The sequence below is a fragment of the Streptomyces sp. NPDC058086 genome (assembly GCF_042885015.1).
GTDB lineage: Bacteria > Actinomycetota > Actinomycetes > Streptomycetales > Streptomycetaceae > Streptomyces.
Map to the genome: position 1 here is coordinate 151,523 of NZ_JBHVST010000001.1, position 18,036 is coordinate 169,558.

17 protein-coding genes are annotated in these 18,036 nt (G+C 68.0%); 4 read left to right on the forward strand and 13 right to left on the reverse strand.

Annotation, left to right across the window (positions count from 1 at the left end):
* Positions 1-61: 61 nt before the first annotated feature.
* Complete coding sequence (locus ACFVWD_RS00650) at positions 62-775, reverse strand: DUF4232 domain-containing protein (protein ID WP_389593068.1); 714 nt, start codon at positions 773-775, stop codon at positions 62-64.
* Between the two features lie 164 nt (positions 776-939).
* Positions 940-1,353: an ATP-binding protein gene (locus ACFVWD_RS00655; RefSeq protein WP_389593069.1), complete on the reverse strand. Its 414-nt coding sequence runs from the start codon at positions 1,351-1,353 to the stop codon at positions 940-942.
* Between the two features lie 210 nt (positions 1,354-1,563).
* Here ACFVWD_RS00655 and ACFVWD_RS00660 point away from each other — a divergent pair, with 210 nt between their 5' ends.
* Together ACFVWD_RS00660 and ACFVWD_RS00665 are read left to right on the forward strand one after the other, a co-directional pair.
* Positions 1,564-2,400, forward strand: coding sequence for a helix-turn-helix domain-containing protein (locus ACFVWD_RS00660; protein WP_389593238.1), 837 nt, complete (start codon positions 1,564-1,566; stop codon positions 2,398-2,400).
* Between the two features lie 8 nt (positions 2,401-2,408).
* The gene (locus ACFVWD_RS00665; protein WP_389593070.1) at positions 2,409-2,621 is read left to right on the forward strand and encodes a DUF397 domain-containing protein; all 213 of its coding nucleotides are present in this window, start codon (positions 2,409-2,411) and stop codon (positions 2,619-2,621) included.
* On the opposite strand, the gene glmS is transcribed toward ACFVWD_RS00665, so the two are convergent.
* Positions 2,582-4,429, reverse strand: a complete 1,848-nt coding sequence (gene glmS / locus ACFVWD_RS00670; RefSeq protein ID WP_389593071.1) for a glutamine--fructose-6-phosphate transaminase (isomerizing) — start codon at positions 4,427-4,429, stop codon at positions 2,582-2,584. The genes ACFVWD_RS00665 and glmS overlap by 40 nt on opposite strands.
* Positions 4,430-4,639: 210 nt before the next feature.
* Here glmS and coaA point away from each other — a divergent pair, with 210 nt between their 5' ends.
* Positions 4,640-5,608 carry a type I pantothenate kinase gene (coaA, locus tag ACFVWD_RS00675; RefSeq protein WP_168494664.1) on the forward strand — a complete coding sequence of 323 codons (969 nt, stop codon included), beginning with the start codon at positions 4,640-4,642 and terminating at the stop codon, positions 5,606-5,608.
* 195 nt (positions 5,609-5,803) lie between these two features.
* On the opposite strand, the gene glmM is transcribed toward coaA, so the two are convergent.
* The 3 genes from glmM to rplM form a co-directional block, all read right to left on the reverse strand.
* Positions 5,804-7,162, reverse strand: a complete 1,359-nt coding sequence (gene glmM, locus ACFVWD_RS00680) for a phosphoglucosamine mutase (RefSeq protein WP_389593073.1) — start codon at positions 7,160-7,162, stop codon at positions 5,804-5,806.
* Positions 7,163-7,325: 163 nt separating this feature from the next.
* Positions 7,326-7,847 (reverse strand): 30S ribosomal protein S9, encoded by a 522-nt coding sequence (gene rpsI / locus ACFVWD_RS00685; protein ID WP_060895271.1) that lies wholly within the window; start codon positions 7,845-7,847, stop codon positions 7,326-7,328.
* Positions 7,848-7,892: 45 nt separating this feature from the next.
* Positions 7,893-8,336, reverse strand: a complete 444-nt coding sequence (rplM, locus tag ACFVWD_RS00690; protein WP_382182403.1) for a 50S ribosomal protein L13 — start codon at positions 8,334-8,336, stop codon at positions 7,893-7,895.
* Between the two features lie 473 nt (positions 8,337-8,809).
* Here rplM and ACFVWD_RS00695 point away from each other — a divergent pair, with 473 nt between their 5' ends.
* Positions 8,810-9,691, forward strand: coding sequence for a hypothetical protein (locus ACFVWD_RS00695; protein WP_389593074.1), 882 nt, complete (start codon positions 8,810-8,812; stop codon positions 9,689-9,691).
* A 33-nt stretch (positions 9,692-9,724) separates the two neighbouring features.
* On the opposite strand, the gene ACFVWD_RS00700 is transcribed toward ACFVWD_RS00695, so the two are convergent.
* From ACFVWD_RS00700 to rplQ, 7 genes are all read right to left on the reverse strand, one after another.
* Positions 9,725-10,474: a polyprenol monophosphomannose synthase gene (locus ACFVWD_RS00700; RefSeq protein ID WP_389593076.1), complete on the reverse strand. Its 750-nt coding sequence runs from the start codon at positions 10,472-10,474 to the stop codon at positions 9,725-9,727.
* Positions 10,474-11,784 (reverse strand): UDP-glucose dehydrogenase family protein, encoded by a 1,311-nt coding sequence (locus ACFVWD_RS00705; protein ID WP_389593078.1) that lies wholly within the window; start codon positions 11,782-11,784, stop codon positions 10,474-10,476. The genes ACFVWD_RS00700 and ACFVWD_RS00705 overlap by 1 nt, the downstream gene beginning before the upstream one ends.
* A 54-nt stretch (positions 11,785-11,838) precedes the next feature.
* Complete coding sequence (locus ACFVWD_RS00710) at positions 11,839-13,626, reverse strand: ArnT family glycosyltransferase (protein ID WP_389593079.1); 1,788 nt, start codon at positions 13,624-13,626, stop codon at positions 11,839-11,841.
* Positions 13,623-14,630 (reverse strand): glycoside hydrolase family 26 protein, encoded by a 1,008-nt coding sequence (locus ACFVWD_RS00715; protein WP_389593080.1) that lies wholly within the window; start codon positions 14,628-14,630, stop codon positions 13,623-13,625. Before ACFVWD_RS00715 ends, ACFVWD_RS00710 begins: the two co-directional genes overlap by 4 nt.
* Positions 14,630-16,045: a glycosyltransferase family 2 protein gene (locus ACFVWD_RS00720; protein ID WP_389593240.1), complete on the reverse strand. Its 1,416-nt coding sequence runs from the start codon at positions 16,043-16,045 to the stop codon at positions 14,630-14,632. The genes ACFVWD_RS00715 and ACFVWD_RS00720 overlap by 1 nt, the downstream gene beginning before the upstream one ends.
* A 444-nt stretch (positions 16,046-16,489) precedes the next feature.
* Positions 16,490-17,347 carry a tRNA pseudouridine(38-40) synthase TruA gene (truA, locus tag ACFVWD_RS00725; protein ID WP_389593081.1) on the reverse strand — a complete coding sequence of 286 codons (858 nt, stop codon included), beginning with the start codon at positions 17,345-17,347 and terminating at the stop codon, positions 16,490-16,492.
* A 91-nt stretch (positions 17,348-17,438) separates the two neighbouring features.
* Positions 17,439-17,948, reverse strand: coding sequence for a 50S ribosomal protein L17 (gene rplQ, locus ACFVWD_RS00730; RefSeq protein ID WP_060895277.1), 510 nt, complete (start codon positions 17,946-17,948; stop codon positions 17,439-17,441).
* Positions 17,949-18,036: the final 88 nt, after the last annotated feature.

Here is an 18,036-nt window from a genome sequence, read left to right on the forward strand (position 1 = left end):
ATATCCGTACGGTGCGGGTGATCCTCTCAGGAGGGAGGGCCCCCGCGGGATGTCACTGGGCTCACTTGCCGGAGCCGACGTGGTAGCCGATGGGGTCGACGTAGACGTCGGGAGCGTCGCCGCTGGGGGCGGCGATGGTGATGGCCAGGTCGTTGAGATTCACGATCTCCGAGACCTTCTCGTTGGGCGGGGTGACGGAGAGCCGGGTGTAGGTCTTGGCGGAGCCGCTGGTGCTCGGGATGTAGCGCAGCAGGAAGCGGGTTTCCTCGCCGGGCCCGATGCTGACGGTGGATCCCGAGGCGTCGGTGCGGGCGGCGTCGGGCCCGGTGTCGCCCAGGCCGTCGGGGCCCACGAGTTGGACGCCCGGGAAGCCGCGCATGCTGCACTTGCTGGAACCGGTGTTCTTCAGGTTGACGACTATCTGGTCCTTGACCCCCGCGGCGGAGGCGCTGAGGGCGAGATGGTCGGTCTTGCACATTGAGCCCGACGTCGCGGACTGGTTCTGGGCGGTGATCCCGCTGCCCTTGCTGGAGCCTGTGGAGGACCCGGACGAGGAGGATCCGGACGTGGAGGAACCTGCGGTCGAGGTCGAGGTCGAGTTCTGACCGCCGGTGGAGCTGCTCGCGGCGGTGGACGCGCTGGTGTGGGACGCGCTGGTATTGGACGCGCTGGTGTTGGCGGAGGCGCTCGATCCGTCGCTGCTGCCGCACGCGGTCAGCGAGAGGCCGGCAGCGGCGACGATGAGGGCGAGGGCGGACATCTTCTTGACGCGCATCGGTACTCCTGGGGAGCGGTGTCGGCGCGCTCGCTCCGGCTGAGCGGGCGTTGCTGCTTCAGAGGAGACCCGCCGCCGGGCGGGCGTTGCGGCAGGGGTCGCATCAAGACGCCCCTGTGACAGGCGAGTCGACGCGCCGTTACGGGAAGGCGGGGGGGAGCGGACTAAGCCGCCACCAGCTCGCACCACACGTACTTGCCCCGCTGCCCGTTCCTGGCCAGCGGCTGCCAGCCCCACAGATCGGCGCAGGCCCGCACGAGGGCGAGGCCGCGGCCCTGCTCCGCGTCGGCGACCCGGTCCCACGGCAGGGACGGCTCCGGGGGCTGCGGGTCCGCGTCCCACGCGCCGATGCGCAGGACCCCGGCCCGCCACTGCACCCGTAGCGCCGCCTGGCCCTTCGTATGCCGTACGGCGTTGGAGACCAGCTCGGCCGCGACCAGCTCGGCGACGTCGGTGAGGCGGATCAGTCCGTGCAGGGTGAGGATCAGGCGGACGGTACGGCGACTGACGGTGACGGCGCGGAGGTCGTGGGGGATGTACATCATGTACTCCCAGGGCTCGGCGACGGTTTCAGGCATGGCTGAACTCCGTTCGAGGGGTGGGGGGTTGGAGATACGCGGCGATGGCGGGCGGTGGCATTGACGCAGCCGCCACGGCAGGACGGAGCGGCGCGCTTCCGGTGCCCCGAGGTGTCGCAGTGTGTGCGTCGCGTCACCCACCGTAGGGATAACCTGTCATCCCGAGCAAGCCGATCGCGTAATCTGCCCCCGAACGAGGAGGAGCAACTGATGGTCCTGAGGCGCGAACCAACGGCACGTCAGATGCGCTTGGGGATCGAGTTGCGCAGGCTCCGCGAGGCGGCAGGGCTCACCGCCGTCGAAGCGGCGGCGTTGCTCGGTACCGGTCGCGTCCAGATCAGCCACATCGAATCCGGACTCACGGGCGTGAGCGAACAGCGACTCCGCCGCCTGACATCCCACTACGCCTGTTCGGACGAGGAGTTCATCGAGGCGCTGGTCGCCATGGCCACGGACCGGACACACGGCTGGTGGGAGGAGTACCGGGGCCTGCTGCCCACGTCATTCCTGGACCTGTCCGAGTTGGAGCACCACGCCCAGTTTCAACGCCACGTGGCCATCCTGTACGTGCCTGGCCTGCTACAGACGGAGGACTACGCCCGCGCCGTCTTCTCATCTCGGCTGCCCGAACTCACCCAAGAAGAGGTCGAGTTGCGCATCCGGCACCGAATGGCACGCCAGGAGATCACCCTTCCGTACGAAGTAGTGCTCCATGAGGCGGCACTTCGGATCAGGGTCAGTGACCGCGCCACCTCGAAGGCTCAACTCAACCGGCTCCTGGAGCTTTCCGAAGCGGACCACATCACCTTGCGCGTCATCCCCTTCGACGTGGACGACTTCGCCAAAGCCTCGAGCACGATGACGTATGTGGGCGGCCCCCTGACAAAGCTGGACACAGTGGCGCGTGACGCGCCCCACGGCTCAGTCCTCATCGATTCCGAGGCTCAGCTCAACACTTACCGAACGAGCTTCCGTAGAGTGGAGGCCGCTTCACTCGAACCCGAACTGTCGCGCGAGTTCATCCACAAGCTGACGAAAGAGCTGTGAGGCACCCCATGGACAACTGGCGAAAGTCGTCCTATTCAGGCGAGGGCGACGGCAACGAGTGCGTGGAAATCGCGAACTCACCCACCCACATAGCCATCCGCGACTCCAAGACCCCGGCCCGAGCCACCCTCACCATCCCGGCCGGAGTCTTCACCACGTTCATCGACGCACTAAAGACAACTCACTCCACCGTCACCGACTTCGCCAGGTTCCGAGGCTGATCCACCTCGTTGCCGCGCGCCGTCGCCAGTTCACACGCGAACACCTGCAACGGCACCGTCGCGACCAGCGGCTGAAGCAACGTCGGCGTGGCCGGAATCCGGATCAGGTGGTCGGCGTAAGGCACCACCGCCTCATCCCCCTCCTCCGCGATCACGATCGTGCGCGCACCCCTCGCCCGGATCTCCTGGATGTTGGACACGATCTTGTCGTACAGAACCGAGCGCCCGCGCGGGGACGGCACGACGACCACGACCGGCAGATCGTCCTCGATCAACGCGATCGGCCCGTGCTTCAGCTCACCCGCCGCGAAGCCCTCGGCGTGCATGTAGGCGAGCTCCTTGAGCTTGAGGGCGCCTTCCAGGGCGACCGGATAGCCGACGTGCCGCCCCAGGAACAGCACGGTCTTCTTGTCGGCGAGCGATCGTGCGAGCTCCCGTACCGGCTCCATGGTCTCCAGGACCCGCTCCACCTCGCCGGAGATCTGGGACAGGTCCCGGATGACGGCCTGGATCTCGTCACCCCACTTGGTGCCACGCACCTGGCCCAGGTACAGCGCGACCAGATAGCAGGCGACCAGCTGCGTCAGGAAGGCCTTGGTGGACGCGACGGCGACCTCAGGACCCGCGTGCGTGTAGAGCACCGCATCCGACTCGCGCGGGATCGTCGAACCGTTCGTGTTGCAGATCGCCAGCACTTTGGAGCCCTGCTCGCGCGCGTGCCGCAGGGCCATCAGCGTGTCCATGGTCTCGCCGGACTGGGAGATGGCGATCACCAGCGACCGCGTACCGAGAATCGGGTCCCGGTACCGGAACTCGCTCGCGAGCTCCACCTCGCACGGGATCCGCGTCCAGTGCTCGATGGCGTACTTGGCGATCAGCCCGGCGTGGAAGGCGGTCCCGCAGGCCACGATGACGACCTTGTCGACCTCGCGCAGCTCGTGAACCGGGATCCGCACCTCGTCGAGCGTCAGTGAACCGGCCGCGTCGATCCGGCCCAGGAGCGTATCGGCGACCGCCTTGGGCTGCTCGGCGATCTCCTTGAGCATGAAGTAGTCATAACCCCCCTTTTCCGCGGCCGACGCGTCCCAGTCGATGTGATACGAGCGCACGTCCGCCGGACGGCCGTCGAAACCGGTCACCGTCACGCCGTCCCGGCGCAGCTCCACCACCTGGTCCTGACCCAGCTCGATCGCCGACCGCGTGTGGGCGATGAACGCGGCGACATCCGAGGCGAGAAAGGCCTCGCCCTCTCCAACGCCCACCACGAGCGGCGAGTTCCGCCGCGCCCCCACCACCACGTCCGGATCGTCCGCGTGCACGGCGACCAGCGTGAACGCGCCCTCCAGGCGGCGGCACACCAGCCGCATCGCCTCCGCGAGGTCGTCGCACGCCGAGAACTCCTCGGCGATCAGGTGTGCGACCACCTCGGTGTCGGTCTCGGAGGCCAGCTCGTGCCCGCGCTCGGCCAACTCGGCACGCAGCAGCGCGAAGTTCTCGATGATCCCGTTGTGCACGACGGCGACGCGCCCCGCGTTGTCGAGATGCGGATGGGCGTTCGCGTCCGTGGGCCCCCCGTGCGTGGCCCAGCGCGTGTGCCCGATCCCCGTCGAACCGGTCGGCAGCGGCCGGCCGACCAGCTCCTTCTCCAGGTTGACCAGCTTCCCGGCCTTCTTCGCGGCGGCGAGCCCCCCGTCCGCCAGCACGGCGACACCCGCCGAGTCGTACCCCCGGTACTCCAGCCGCTTCAGCCCGGCCATCACCACATCGAGCGCCGCCTGCGACCCCACGTATCCCACGATTCCGCACATGCGCCGCAGCCTAAGCGCCAACAGTCCCCCGAACCCGGCACTCCGTGCCCGAATTCGGAAATTCCAGCCACCTTTCGGTGGGTCCCCCGGCCCCCTGGACGCCCTTGGACGCTCCCGCGTGACCCCGCGTAGCCGACTACGTGACCCACCCCACCCCCCACCCAGTCCACACTCCCGTAACAATGGACTGTGATCTCTCCGGTCTCCCCGATGCCCCGGAGCGCCCACCGGCACAGGCCGGAGGCGACTCCCTACGTCGACCTCACCCGAGCCGAGTGGAGCGTGCTGCGCGAAAAGACGCCGCTGCCGCTGACCGCCGAGGAGGTCGAGAAGCTGCGCGGTCTGGGCGATGTCATCGACCTCGACGAGGTGCGGGACATCTATCTGCCGCTGTCCAGACTGCTCAATCTGTACGTCGGCGCCACGGACGGGCTCAGAGGAGCGTTGAACACCTTCCTCGGCGAGAAGGGCTCCCAGTCCGGCACCCCGTTCGTCATAGGGGTGGCCGGGTCGGTCGCCGTCGGCAAGTCCACCGTGGCGCGCCTGCTGCAGGCCCTGCTCTCCCGTTGGCCCGAGCACCCACGCGTCGAACTGGTGACCACGGACGGCTTCCTACTCCCCACCAAGGAGCTGGAGGCGCGCGGCCTGATGTCGAGGAAAGGTTTCCCCGAGTCGTACGACCGTCGCGCCCTCACCCGGTTCGTCGCCGACATCAAGGCGGGGAAGGACGAGGTCACGGCCCCCGTCTACTCCCACCTGATCTACGACATCGTCCCCGACCAGCGGCTCACCGTCCGCCGCCCGGACATCCTCATCGTCGAGGGCCTGAACGTCCTGCAGCCCGCCCTCCCCGGCAAGGACGGCCGTACCCGCGTCGGCCTCGCCGACTACTTCGACTTCAGCGTGTACGTCGACGCCCGCGCCGAGGACATCGAGCGCTGGTACCTCAACCGGTTCAAGAAGCTCCGCCAGACCGCCTTCCAGAAACCCGACTCCTACTTCCGCAGGTACACACAGGTCTCCGAGGAGGAGGCGCTCGACTACGCCCGCACGACCTGGCGCACCATCAACAAGCCCAACCTGCTGGAGAACGTGGCGCCCACCCGGGGCCGGGCCACCCTCGTGGTGCGCAAGGGCCCGGACCACAAGGTGCAGCGCCTGAGCCTGCGCAAGTTGTAGTCGCGAGGCATCCGTCGACGGCCGTCATCGCACGCCGTAATGCCGTCATCCAGCGCGCATACCCTGCGCCGCATGCTGCATCTGCGTCTGATCACCCCGGCCGACCGCACCGACGACGTCGTACGGCTGATCGAGAGGACCGTGGGCACGACCCATCTCGTCGTGCTCACGGGCTACCGCCAGAACAGGTCGCTTCTAGCCCAGCGCCGACTTCACCGCGTCCGCGAGCCGGCCCGCCACCGACCGTGCCTGGTCGATGTCGGCGGCCTCGACCATGACCCGGACGAGCGGCTCGGTGCCGGAGGGGCGCAGCAGCACGCGGCCGGTGGAGCCGAGTTCCCGCTCGGCCTCGGCGACCGCGGTCGCGAGTTCGGCGGAGCTCCGCACCCGGGTGCGGTCGACGTCGGGGACGTTGATGAGAACCTGCGGCAGCCGCTCCATGACGGACGCGAGGTCCTGGAGCGTACGGCCGGTCTGGGCGATCCGGGCCGCCAGCAGCAGGCCGGTCAGCGTGCCGTCACCGGTGGTGGCGTGGTCGAGGATGATCACGTGCCCGGACTGCTCGCCGCCGAGCGCGTAGTTGTGCTCCTTCATCTCCTCCAGGACATAGCGGTCGCCGACCGCGGTCTGGATGAGGGAGACGCCCTCGCGCTCCATGGCCAGCTTGAAGCCCAGGTTGGACATGACCGTCGCGACGACAGTGTCGGAGCGCAGTGCGGAACGCTCCCGCATCGCCAGCGTGAGTACGGCCAGGATCTGGTCGCCGTCCACCTCGGCACCGGTGTGGTCCACGGCGAGGCAGCGGTCGGCGTCGCCGTCGTGCGCGATGCCGAGGTCGGCCCCGTGCTCGACGACGGCGGCCTTCAGGAGGTCGAGGTGGGTGGAGCCGCAGCCGTCGTTGATGTTCAGACCGTCGGGCGAGGCGCCGATCGTGATGATCTCGGCACCGGCCTGCGTGAACGCCTCGGGAGACACTCGGGCGGCGGCGCCATGCGCCTCGTCGAGGACGACCTTCAGGCCGTCGAGGCGGTTCGGGAGCACGCCGAGGAGGTGGGCGACGTACTGGTCGAGCCCCTCGTCGTACGCGCGCACGCGCCCGACCCCGGCGCCGGTGGGCCGGTCCCAGGGCGCGCCGGTGCGGTGCTCCTCGTAGACGCCCTCGATCCTGTCCTCCAGCTCGTCGGCGAGCTTGTGGCCGCCGCGGGCGAAGAACTTGATGCCGTTGTCGGGCATGGCGTTGTGGCTGGCCGAGAGCATCACGCCGAGGTCGGCGCCCAGCGCACCGGTGAGGTACGCCACCGCGGGGGTGGGCAGCACACCGACGAGCAGGACGTCCACACCCGCGCTGGCCAGACCCGCGACCACGGCCGCTTCCAGGAACTCCCCGGACGCACGTGGGTCCCGCCCGACCACTGCCACCGGCCGGTGGCCCTCGAACGTACCCGCCTCGGCCAGCACATGTGCCGCCGCCACGGAGAGACCGAGCGCCAGCTCGGCCGTCAGATCCGCGTTGGCGACACCGCGCACGCCGTCCGTGCCGAAGAGTCGTCCCACTGGTGTCCTCCTGATGAAGCTCAGTTTTCGGAAGTCATCCGATCATGCAAGCCTTTGAGCGCCTTGTGCCGTTATACGCCCTGGGCTGTGATAAACGAACGCCCCGGCGGCACACAGCGTGCCGCCGGGGCGAACGGTCGTACGAATACGCAGCAGCCAGTGATTAACGCTTGCTGTACTGCGGAGCCTTACGGGCCTTCTTGAGACCGGCCTTCTTGCGCTCGACCGCACGGTCGTCGCGCTTGAGGAAGCCGGCCTTCTTCAGGGCCGGGCGGTTGTTGTCCACGTCCGCCTCGTTCAGCGCGCGGGCGACACCGAGACGGAGCGCACCGGCCTGACCGGAGACGCCGCCACCCGAGATACGGGCGATGACGTCGTAGCGGTTGTCGAGCTCGAGCACCTTGAAGGGCTCGTTGACTTCCTGCTGGTGCACCTTGTTGGGGAAGTAGTCCTCAAGGGTGCGGCCGTTGATCTTCCACTTGCCGGTGCCCGGGACGATCCGGACGCGGGCGATGGCGTTCTTGCGACGGCCCAGGCCTGCGGCCGGCTGCGGGTCGCCGAAGCGGCCCGCGAGCGACTCCGAGGTGTACTCGCCCTCGACGGGGACCTCGGACTCGGTGGTGTAGTTCTCGATGTCGACGAGCTCAGTCTCTTCGACCGGCTGCTCAACGGTGGTCTCGGCCACGATTCTCCTCAGATTCTTTTCTGTCTTAGGGGGTGGTGGCCGGAACTACTGCGCGACCTGGGTGATCTCGAACGGGACCGGCTGCTGAGCAGCGTGCGGGTGGTTCTCGCCCGCGTAGACCTTCAGCTTCGAGAGCACCTGACGGCCCAGGGTGTTCTTGGGGATCATGCCCTTGATGGCCTTCTCGACGGCCTTCTCGGGGTTCTTCGCCAGCAGCTCGTCGTAACGGACGGAGCGCAGACCACCCGGGTAACCGGAGTGGCGGTACGCCAGCTTCTGGGTCTTCTTGTTGCCGGAGAGGTGCACCTTGTCGGCGTTGATGATGATGACGAAGTCACCAGCATCGACGTGCGGCGCAAAGATCGGCTTGTGCTTGCCCCGCAGGATGTTCGCGGCAGTGGTGGCCAGACGGCCCAGGACGACATCCTGGGCGTCGATGACATACCACTGGCGAGTGATGTCGCCGGGCTTGGGGCTGAACGTACGCACTTCGCAGCCTTCTTCTTCAGTGGATGGGTGCTGACACATGGCATCACTGAAGCGATCGTGCAGCTGGGGACGACAGTGCCGGGAACGATGCCCGTATGCCGCCCACTGGTAACTGCTCCAGGGAACCTACGTAGGGGCCTCTCGCGTGAGAACGACCAAGCCGATACGCATAACGAACTGTAAGAGTACCCGCGGTTGCCCGGACGGGTCAAAACGCGGGTTCGCGACCCGAGCACCAGGGCACTCAGGGCCACGCGAGCAGTCCATGGAAACAGAGTAAGGCAGTCCTTTCCTCCGCAACGGTCCGACTACCCGGCGTCACCGGACGGCCGATGCCGGGAAGCCTGCCGAAGCGTGTCGCACCAACCACCCGGAGATGTCAGTTTTGCCCTGGCGCACTCAGGTCACGCTAGGGGCTCAAGTGCCCTCCGGTGCGGAACGCCACCCCTCATACCCCGTCTAAGATGCGCCCCATGAGTTATGGGCAGGGTGGGCAGGGGGAGCCTCCGTGGGATCCCTGGAAGCCTGGTTCTCAGCAACCCGATTGGGGACGTCGGAACCAGACTCCGGACTGGGCGGCACTCGCCGAGGCGTCCGAGACACGCAACCGGAGGCGCAGACTGCTGGTGATCGTCGGCTCGGCGGTCGCCACGATCGCGGTCGGCGCTGCCGTCGCCGTGGCCGTCGTCTCCTCGAACGGGGACAACCAGGCCGGGAACACGCCCAGCAAGCTGCCCGCCACGGCGACCATCCCGAGCGACAGCACGGCGCCGGTACCGACGTTCGCGCCGACCTCGGCGCCGCCGCCGCTGGATCCGATGGACTTCATATCCAGCGTGCAGAAGGACACCGCGCCGCTCAGCCCGGACATCCTCTTCCCCGGTTCGCAGCTGACGATGGGTGACCGCGTCTACCGCAAGGGCCCCACCGCCTCGGCGGAGAAGTGCGCGTCGGCCGTGCAGGGCACACTGCCCGCGGTGCTCACCAAGAACGACTGCACCCGGCTGATGCGCGTCACCTACAGCAAGGACGGCGTCGGGGTGACCGTCGGCGTCGCGGTCTTCAACACCGCGGCCCAGGCGGCCAAGGCGAAGTCCGAGGCGGACAGCAAGAGCATCATCACCTCGCTGTCAGGCCAGGGCGTCGCCAACTTCTGCCGTACGGCGGTCTGTCGCTCGACCACCAACTCCTACGGCCGTTACGCCTATTTCACGCTGGCCGGCTTCACCAACGGCAAGGACGTGACGACGAAGGACGCCAAGGTCTTCACGACCGGCGACGACCTGGCCGAGTTCACCTTCCGCCAGATCCGCCGCCGCGGCGAGGCCCAGGCGTCGACGGCGGCCAACCAGTAACCGGCCGGCCGCCCCTCGCACCCGGGACCCGGGTCACTTGTTCTTCATACGCAGCCGGATCGGCACCACCGCCGACTCCAGCTGCGTCTTCAGCGTCATCTTCGAGACACCCTCGGTCCGCTCCTCGAAACGGATCGGGATCTCGACAGCGCTGTGCCCCGCCCGTACGGCCTTGTACTTCAGCTCGACCTGGAAGCTGTAACCGGCGCTGTCCAGCGTGGCCAGATCGATGTCGCGCAGAGCCTGGGCCGACCAGAGGTTGAACCCGGCCGTGATGTCCCGGATCCGGGTGCCGAGCACGGTACGGGCGTACCGGTTGGCGAAGCGGGAGAGCAGGACGCGGTGCGCGCCCCAGTCCTCGTCCAGCGAGCCGCCCTCGACGTACCGGCTGCCGATGACCAGGCCCACCCCGTTGGCCAGGGCCGTGCCGAGCATCCGGGGCACGGCCTCGACGGGGTGGCTGCCGTCGGCGTCCATCTGGACGACGTACTCGGCGCCCTCGTCGAGCGCGAGGCTCATCCCGGCCGCGTAGGCACGCCCGAGCCCGTCCTTCTCGGTGCGGTGCAGCACGCTCATCCGGCGCCGCCCCTTGTTGTTGTGCTTCTCCGCCAGCTCGTCGGCGATCCTGCCGGTGCCGTCCGGGCTGGAGTCGTCCACGATCTTCAAGTGAAGCCCGTCGAGCGGCAGTTGAAGTACGGCTTCGGCCATTCTCGGCAGGTTGGCCGCCTCGTTGTAGGTAGGCATGACCACGGTCACCGCCGTGTCCGCCCCCATGTCGTGCATCAAGCCCTTCTCCCCTCCCCGCCGGGCGCGGGACGTCCCAGCGCCCGGAATTCCCAGCCCGCCGCGGTCCAGCGGGCCGCGTCGAGCACTCCTCTGCCGTCCACGATCCGCGGACGGGACACCAGGGCCGCCAGCGGCACCGGGTCCAGTTCCCGGAACTGCGGCCACTCCGTCAGATGCAGCACGAGGTCCGCCCCGCCGAGTGCCTCCTCGGCCGAGACGGCGTACCCGAGCAGCGGATACGCCTTGCGGGCATTGTCCATCGCCTCGGGGTCGTAGACCGTGACGTCGGCGCCGTCGAGCCGCAGCCGGGCGGCCACGTTCAGCGCGGGCGAGTCGCGGATGTCGTCCGAGTCCGGCTTGAACGCGGCGCCCAGGACGGCGATCCGGGCCCCGAGGACCTCTCCCCCGCACAGTTCACGGGCGAGCGCGACCGTCCTGTCGCGGCGGCGCATGTTGATGGCGTCGACCTCGCGCAGGAACCCGAGCGGGACGCCGAGCTCGTCGGCGCGGTGCGCGAAGGCGCGGATGTCCTTGGGCAGACAGCCGCCGCCGAACCCGACGCCGGCGCGCAGGAACTTGGCGCCGATCCGGTCGTCGTGGCCGATGGCCTCGGCCAGGACGGACACGTCGCCGCCCGCCGCCTCGCACACCTCCGCCATCGCGTTGATGAACGAGATCTTGGTGGCGAGGAAGGCATTGGCGGCCGTCTTGACCAGCTCGGCGGTCGGGTAGTCCGCGGTGACCAGCGGCGTCCCGGCAGCCAGGACCGGGGCGTACACCTCCCGGAGAATCGCCTCGGCACGTGCGGAGCCGACGCCGAACACCAGCCGGTCGGGCCGCAGGGTGTCCTCGACGGCGAAGCCCTCGCGCAGGAACTCGGGGTTCCAGGCGACCTCCACGGCATGGGTGTCCGCGAGCCGCCGGGCCGTTCCCACCGGCACGGTCGACTTCCCGACGAGCAGCGCGTCCTCGGCCGCGTGCGCGGCGATCGCCGCGAACGCCGCGTCGACGTACCGCAGGTCGGCGCCGTCGCAGTCGGCCCGCTGCGGGGTCCCGACGCACACGAAGTGCACCTGCCCGAAGGCCGCCGCCGCTTCGTAGGAGGTGGTGAAGCGCAGCCGTCCCGAGCCGAGGTGCTTGCGGACGAGTTCACCGAGCCCGGGCTCATGGAAGGGCACCCGCCCTGCGGCCAGCGCGGCCACCTTGTCGGGGTCGACATCGACCCCGAGCACCTCGTGCCCGAGTTCCGCCATACAGGCGGCGTGGGTGGCACCGAGATAGCCGGTGCCGATGACTGTGAGCCGCATGAGCACGGCCTTTCCTACGGGATCAGGAACGAAAAGGTGAGAGGTGACCGGCAATCAGGACGTCTTCGTCCAGATCTTGTACGTGCCCGAGCCACCCGAGCTGAGCTTGAACGGGATCGCGCCGACCAGGCGGTAGTGCCCGCTCTCGCGCACCTGTCGTTCGAGGTACTTGTCGAACTCCGGGGTGGCGATGCCGTCCAGGACGACGAGGTCGAAGTAGCCGTCCTTCAGGGCGAGCCGGTAACCCTCGTTGCCGTGGTGGACGGCGCCCTTCTTGTCCGCGTACCCGATGCCGTACGTGGAGGTCCACTGCGAGTGGTCCGTCTTGTCCCGCAGGTAGTAGACGGGAACCTCGTACGTGGCGCCCAGATACCTGCCCTTGGGCTTCATGTACGGCTCGATCGCCTTGACGAGCGGCGTCGAGTCCGGCCACAGGCCGAAGCGCCACTCCGACTGCGAGACACCGAGGCACAACGCGGTGACCCAGATCAGGATGCCGAGCTGGGGATAGCGGAAGTGTTTGCCCACCAGACGGATCACGCCGATCCCCGCCATCGGTGCGGCGAAGAGCAGACCGAAGTCCAGGTGCTTGTAGAGCGAGACGGAGGTCTGCAGATGGATCTGGTACGCCGGGGCCAGCAACGCCGTACCGGTCAGCAGCAGCCCGAGCAGCGTGCGCCAGCGCCATCCCGGCCCGTGCAACCCGTACGAGCGCGGGGACTCGTTCATCCGGCCCCGGCGCGCGTAGAAGAACGCTCCCGCGCAGGCCGTGGCGAACATCAGCCCGCCCCACTCCCCCGACTTCTCCAGGAGATCCATGGCGGCGTCGGTGCCGTGCGCACGGTTGGTGGTGGTCTGCTTCACGCCTGCCAGAACGTTCGTGTACATCAGACCGACACCGACGAGCACACCGGTGCCCACGGTCAGCAGGGCCGCCCGCAACAGGCAGCGCCAGCCGCGGTAGTGCCAGCTCGTCAGCGCGGCGAGCACGATCAGCGTGGGCACGTACAGCGCGGACGCGTACTTCACCGCGACGGCGAGGACCATCACGGGTGCCGCGAGCAGCACCACGACCGCGGGCGCCCGGTTGGTGCGTACGACGATCCAGGCGGCCAGAGCGAGAAGGAAGATCGCGGGCGCGTCGTAGGTGGCGAACCAGCCCAGCACGATCGTCGGCTGGGTGACCGCGAACAGGGCGGCGGCCACCAGCGCGACGCGTTCGTTGAACATACGCCGGGTGAAGGAGTACAGCAGGCTGGTGGCGCCCAGCATGCACAGCAGGCTGAGCAGCCGCGCTCCGGGCAGCCCGAAGTATCCGTCGACGACCGCGGCCGCCACCGGGTACAGCATCGGCGACCCCGAGAAGTACGACTCGTAACCGCTGTGCAGCGGTGTGCCGTTCATCAGGTGGTCGATGATGTTGTGTCCGGCCGCCAGGTACAGGGCCTCGTCCTGGAAGGCGGTGTTGGACAGCCGCAGCGACAGCACGGCCTGGATCGCCAGGACGAACAGCAGCACCCCGCGGCTCACCCAGGAGCGCCGCCGGCTGGGGGTGTCGTCCCACCCGGCGTCCGGGGTCTCGGGAATCGTGTACGCGGGTTCGACGGGCACCTGCTGCTCGACGGTGCGCAGCGCGTACGTGGGCTGGTGGTCGTGCCGCTGCTCGGGAGTGGCCGGGGCGTACTGCTCCTGCTGGTAATGCGGGTACTGCTGGTACTGCCCTTGGTACTGCTGCTGGTACGCGGCCGACTCACCCTCGGAGTTGAACCACGTGACATCCTCCTCGTCCGCGCCGTACGGGTCGTAGGGCTGCGGCGTGTAGTGGTTCTGTCCGGCGTTCATCGCGACTTCCGTACGTCGAAGCCGAAGAGGTCGTTCGCGGCGAGGCGCTTGAACTCCGTGAGGGCCAGCGGGCTCGCCTCCAGCCGCCAGTCGGCACGCTTGCGGTGGTTGAACCAGATGAAGCCGATCATGTTGTCGTCGGCCTCCACACCCGCGAAGAGGTTGCGGATGTCGGCGCGACGCCGCTCGCCGGGCATGGACCCGGTCTCCAGGAGCAGCATGGGCTTCTTGGTGAAGGTGCGGATCTGGTCCCGGGTCGGACCGAAGACACTCTCGAAGGCGTTGTCCTCGCCTAGCGTGAAGTAGCCGACGAGGCCGACCCAGTCGACATAGGCGTCGCCCGGGTAGTACGGCTTCAGCTTGACGGTCTTGACCGGGTTGATGATGTTGGGCGCCCAGGCCCAGATCACGTTCGAGGCACCCGCGTCGAGGAACTTGTCGTGGATGTGCCGCCAGGCGGCCACGTACTGCTGGGGCGTGACGCTCTGGGTGCCCCACTTCTCCCAGTGACCATTCATCTCGTCGGCGAAGTCGATCACGACGGGCAGGTTCAGCTTCCGGACCGCCGTCGCGTACTTCTTGATGTACGCGTCCGACTTACCGGCCGCGATGTCGGTGAACGAGACGTCGAAGGGCTCCCAGGACATCAGCGTCAGGGCGCCCTCGCCCCAGGCCTTGCGGACCCCACTGGCGTCGAAGCCGTCGCCCCACCCTGCGTAGTACTCGATCAGGTTCGGCTGCTTGCCGGTCATCTTCGTGTACGCGTCGACGCTCTTCATCGAGGTCGGGGCGCCCGCGACGGCCGCTCCGTAGTACTTCTTCGCCGGCTTGAGCAGCGGTACGACGTCGTACGGGACATCCGACTCGGCGCTCGCCGAAGGATCCGTCTTCGCGCCTCCGGAGGAGGCCGACGTGTCGGTGTCGTCGCCGAGCAGCGAGCAGCCGCTGAGCATGAGCAGCGCGGAGAGCGCGAGCACGGCGGACCGTGCACGGGTGAACAGCATCAGACGGCCGCCTCAGCTCGGGGCTGGACCAGAACGCGGCCCACGACGAGGGCGTAGAAGAGTCCGGAGGACAGGATCAGGGCGAAGTCGGGGGCGTTCATGGTGAACATCCGCCATGCCCCAGCACCCACCCAGATCAGGGCGGTGCCGCCACTCCACACCCACATGCCGATCCAGAAGCGCCGGGTCTTGTTCTTCTTGGCGCCGGAGGAGCCGGTCGGCTGCCAGCCCATGCGGTTCTTGCGGAGGATGTCCCAGATCGCGAAGACATGGGCCCAGCCGTACATCATGCGGGCCGCCCAGGCCTCGAGCCGGTAGGGGGCCTTGTGCCACATAGGGAAGATGATCGTGGTGTAGACGATGCTGGGTATCACCAGGAGCAGATGCTCGACCTTGAGCTTCTCCGGCATCATCAGCAGCAGCACGATCGGGATCACCGGCGCCGCGAAGGTGAACAGCGCCGTGTGGATGTAGTAGAAGAAGCCCGACATGTAGCAGAGGCGGCTGGACAGCTTGATCTTCCGCTGCCAGAACTTCTTGCTGCCGAGCAGGCTCATCGAGCCCGAGCACCAGCGGTACTGCTGGTTGAAGAAGGCGCCCGCGCTGTCCGGGCACACCCCGGTGGACACGGCGACCGGCACGTACCGCAGGTCCCAGCCCAGGCCGCGCAGGTCGAAGCCCGTGTGCACGTCCTCGGAGTGCTCGATCAGCGTCGTTCCGCCGTTGGTGTCCAGGGCGGCCCGCCGGTAGATGGCACAGGATCCGACGCAGATCGCGCCGTCGCTCCCCTGCCGGGACACCTGCACGGACCGGTAGAACAGCTCCTGTACGGCGCCCGCACCGCGCTCGATCCAGTTCTGCGAGTCCAGGACGCGGAAGTACTGCGGGGACTGGACGATCCCGACGCGCGGGTCCTCGGCCATGTACGGCAGCAGCTCTTCGAGCAGATCCGCGCGCGGCGTGAAGTCGGCGTCGAGGATGAGGCAGAACTCCCCGTCCGACTGCCCGAAGCCGAAGTGCAGATTCCCCGCCTTCTTGAACCAGCCGCGGTTCTCCCGGGTGCCGTAGCGGAACCCGAAATCATGGGCCATCGCCTCGAGCTCGGAGCTGGCCCCGTCGTCGAGCACGAACGGCACACAGACGCCCGGGTACCGGTCGGCCATCGCCCGCACATGCGTCCAGGTGTTGTGCAGCACCTCGATGGGCTCACCGCACACCGGCAGGAAGACATCGACCGAGGGATAGACCTCGGGCCGCCAGTTCGCCACCAGACGCCGGTGGTGCTTGATGTCGAAGTCCCGCGTGAAGCCGTTCACCCTCAGCGAGATCAGGTAATAGATCACCGTGAAGACGAGCAGCGGCGTGTAGATCCACAACACCGGTGTGGACTGCGCCAGCTTGAACTGGCTCACGATCAGACAGAGAAAGCTGACCAGCGAACTGATCGTCAGAATCCACAGACGCCGCTTGGCGTACGAGTACTTCTCAGCCTCGCTGGGCGGCAGCGGCAGCAATCCCAGGGAGACCTGGCCGCCGCGCCCCGCTCTTCGCCTTCCGCTCTGCCGCGTAGCGCGGCGCCCACCCGTGCGGACAGGACCAACTGAACTCATGCAAAACCCACCCCCGGGCCGGAAACGACCCGCTGACCCCCACCCTCGCCCCAGCCACCCCATTTCGAACTATTGGCCGGGAAGCGAAATCATATCCGGGAGGTAAGAGCTTTGTAAGGTACAACCTGTGCACTAAGTCGGATATCGCGCACGATGGGCGATATAAACAGGGAACATCCCGGTTACACGCGCATTTCGGCACGCTACAAAACGGGACCAATCTCCCTGTGCAGGGAGACCGAGATCACGTCAGCAGCAGCCGCGACCCGGCAGCGTCCGCCGGTTCCGCGCCTCCTTGTTGCGCGCGGCGAGCAGTTCGTCCGCGGGGTAGCCGACCTCCTCCAGTGTCAGCCCGTGCGGCCGTACGACATGGACGGCCGAGTCCCGTACGCCGGCCGCGAGCACCTTCCCGGGCCAGTCGGGCCCCCGGTGCCCGTCCCCCACGAACAGCAGCGCACCGATGAGCGAGCGCACCATGTTGTGGCAGAAGGCGTCGGCGCGGACGGTGGCGGTGATGACCCCGTCGTCCCCGCGCACCAGGCTCAGCTTCTGGAGCGTACGAATGGTCGTGGCGCCCTCGCGCTTCTTGCAGTAGGCGGCGAAGTCGTGCTCGCCCACGAGCCGCTCGGCCGCCTCGTTCATGGCGTCGACGTCCAACGGCCAGTCGTGCCACAGGACATGACTGCGCAGCAGGGGATCCACTCCCCCGGGGTTGTCGGTGACCCGGTACGCGTAGCGCCGCCAGATAGCGGAGAAGCGGGCGTTGAACCCGCTGGGGGCCTCCCGCAGGGACCACACCCGAACGTCCTTGGGCAGCCGTCCGGCCAGCCGCTTGAGCAGCTTCTCCTCGTGCTCGGCCCACAGCTCGACGGGAAGATCGACGTGCGCCACCTGCCCGCGCGCGTGCACACCCGCGTCGGTGCGCCCGGCGACGGTCAGCTCGTACGTGGTGTCCCTGGACCGCGTGACGGTCCTGAGGGCGTCCTCGATCTCCCCCTGCACGGTCCGGCGCCCCGAGGCCTGCTTGGCCCACCCGGAGAACTCGGTCCCGTCGTACGACAGATCCAAACGCACCCGTACGAACCCGGGCTGTACTTCGTCACTCACACCTAGATCCTCTCAAGGCCGGCATCTGTGCCGGAACACGAAAGCGGGCCCGCCCCCGAAGGGACGGACCCGCTCACAGCCAGGCAGTGCCTCAGGCGTCCTTCGACTCCTCGGCGGGAGCCTCGGCGGCGTCCTCGACCTTGGCGTCCTCAACCTTGGCCGGAGCCTCGGTCTTGACCTCGGCGTCCTTGGCGGCACGCTTGGTGGCCGCCTCGGCCTCACCGGTGGCCTGCTGGGCCACGGTCAGGGCCTCCACCAGCTCGATGACGGCCATGGGCGCGTTGTCGCCACGGCGGTTACCGATCTTGGTGATACGGGTGTAGCCACCCGGGCGGTTCTCGTAGCGCGGGCCGATCTCGGTGAAGAGCGTGTGCACGATGCTCTTGTCCGTGATCACCGAGAGCACCTGACGGCGGTTGTGAAGGTCACCCTTCTTCGCCTTGGTGACCAGACGCTCCGCGTACGGGCGCAGGCGACGGGCCTTCGCCTCGGTGGTGGTGATGCGGCCGTGCTCGAAGAGCGACTTCGCGAGGTTCGCGAGGAGCAGCTTCTCGTGCGCGGCACTGCCGCCCAGACGGGCACCCTTGGTGGGCTTCGGCATGGTGTTTCTCCTAGGTGTCTGCCCCGGCCGTATCAGGTACCGGGGTCAGTGTCCGAGCGGGCGATTGCCCGTCGGAGATCCGGCCACC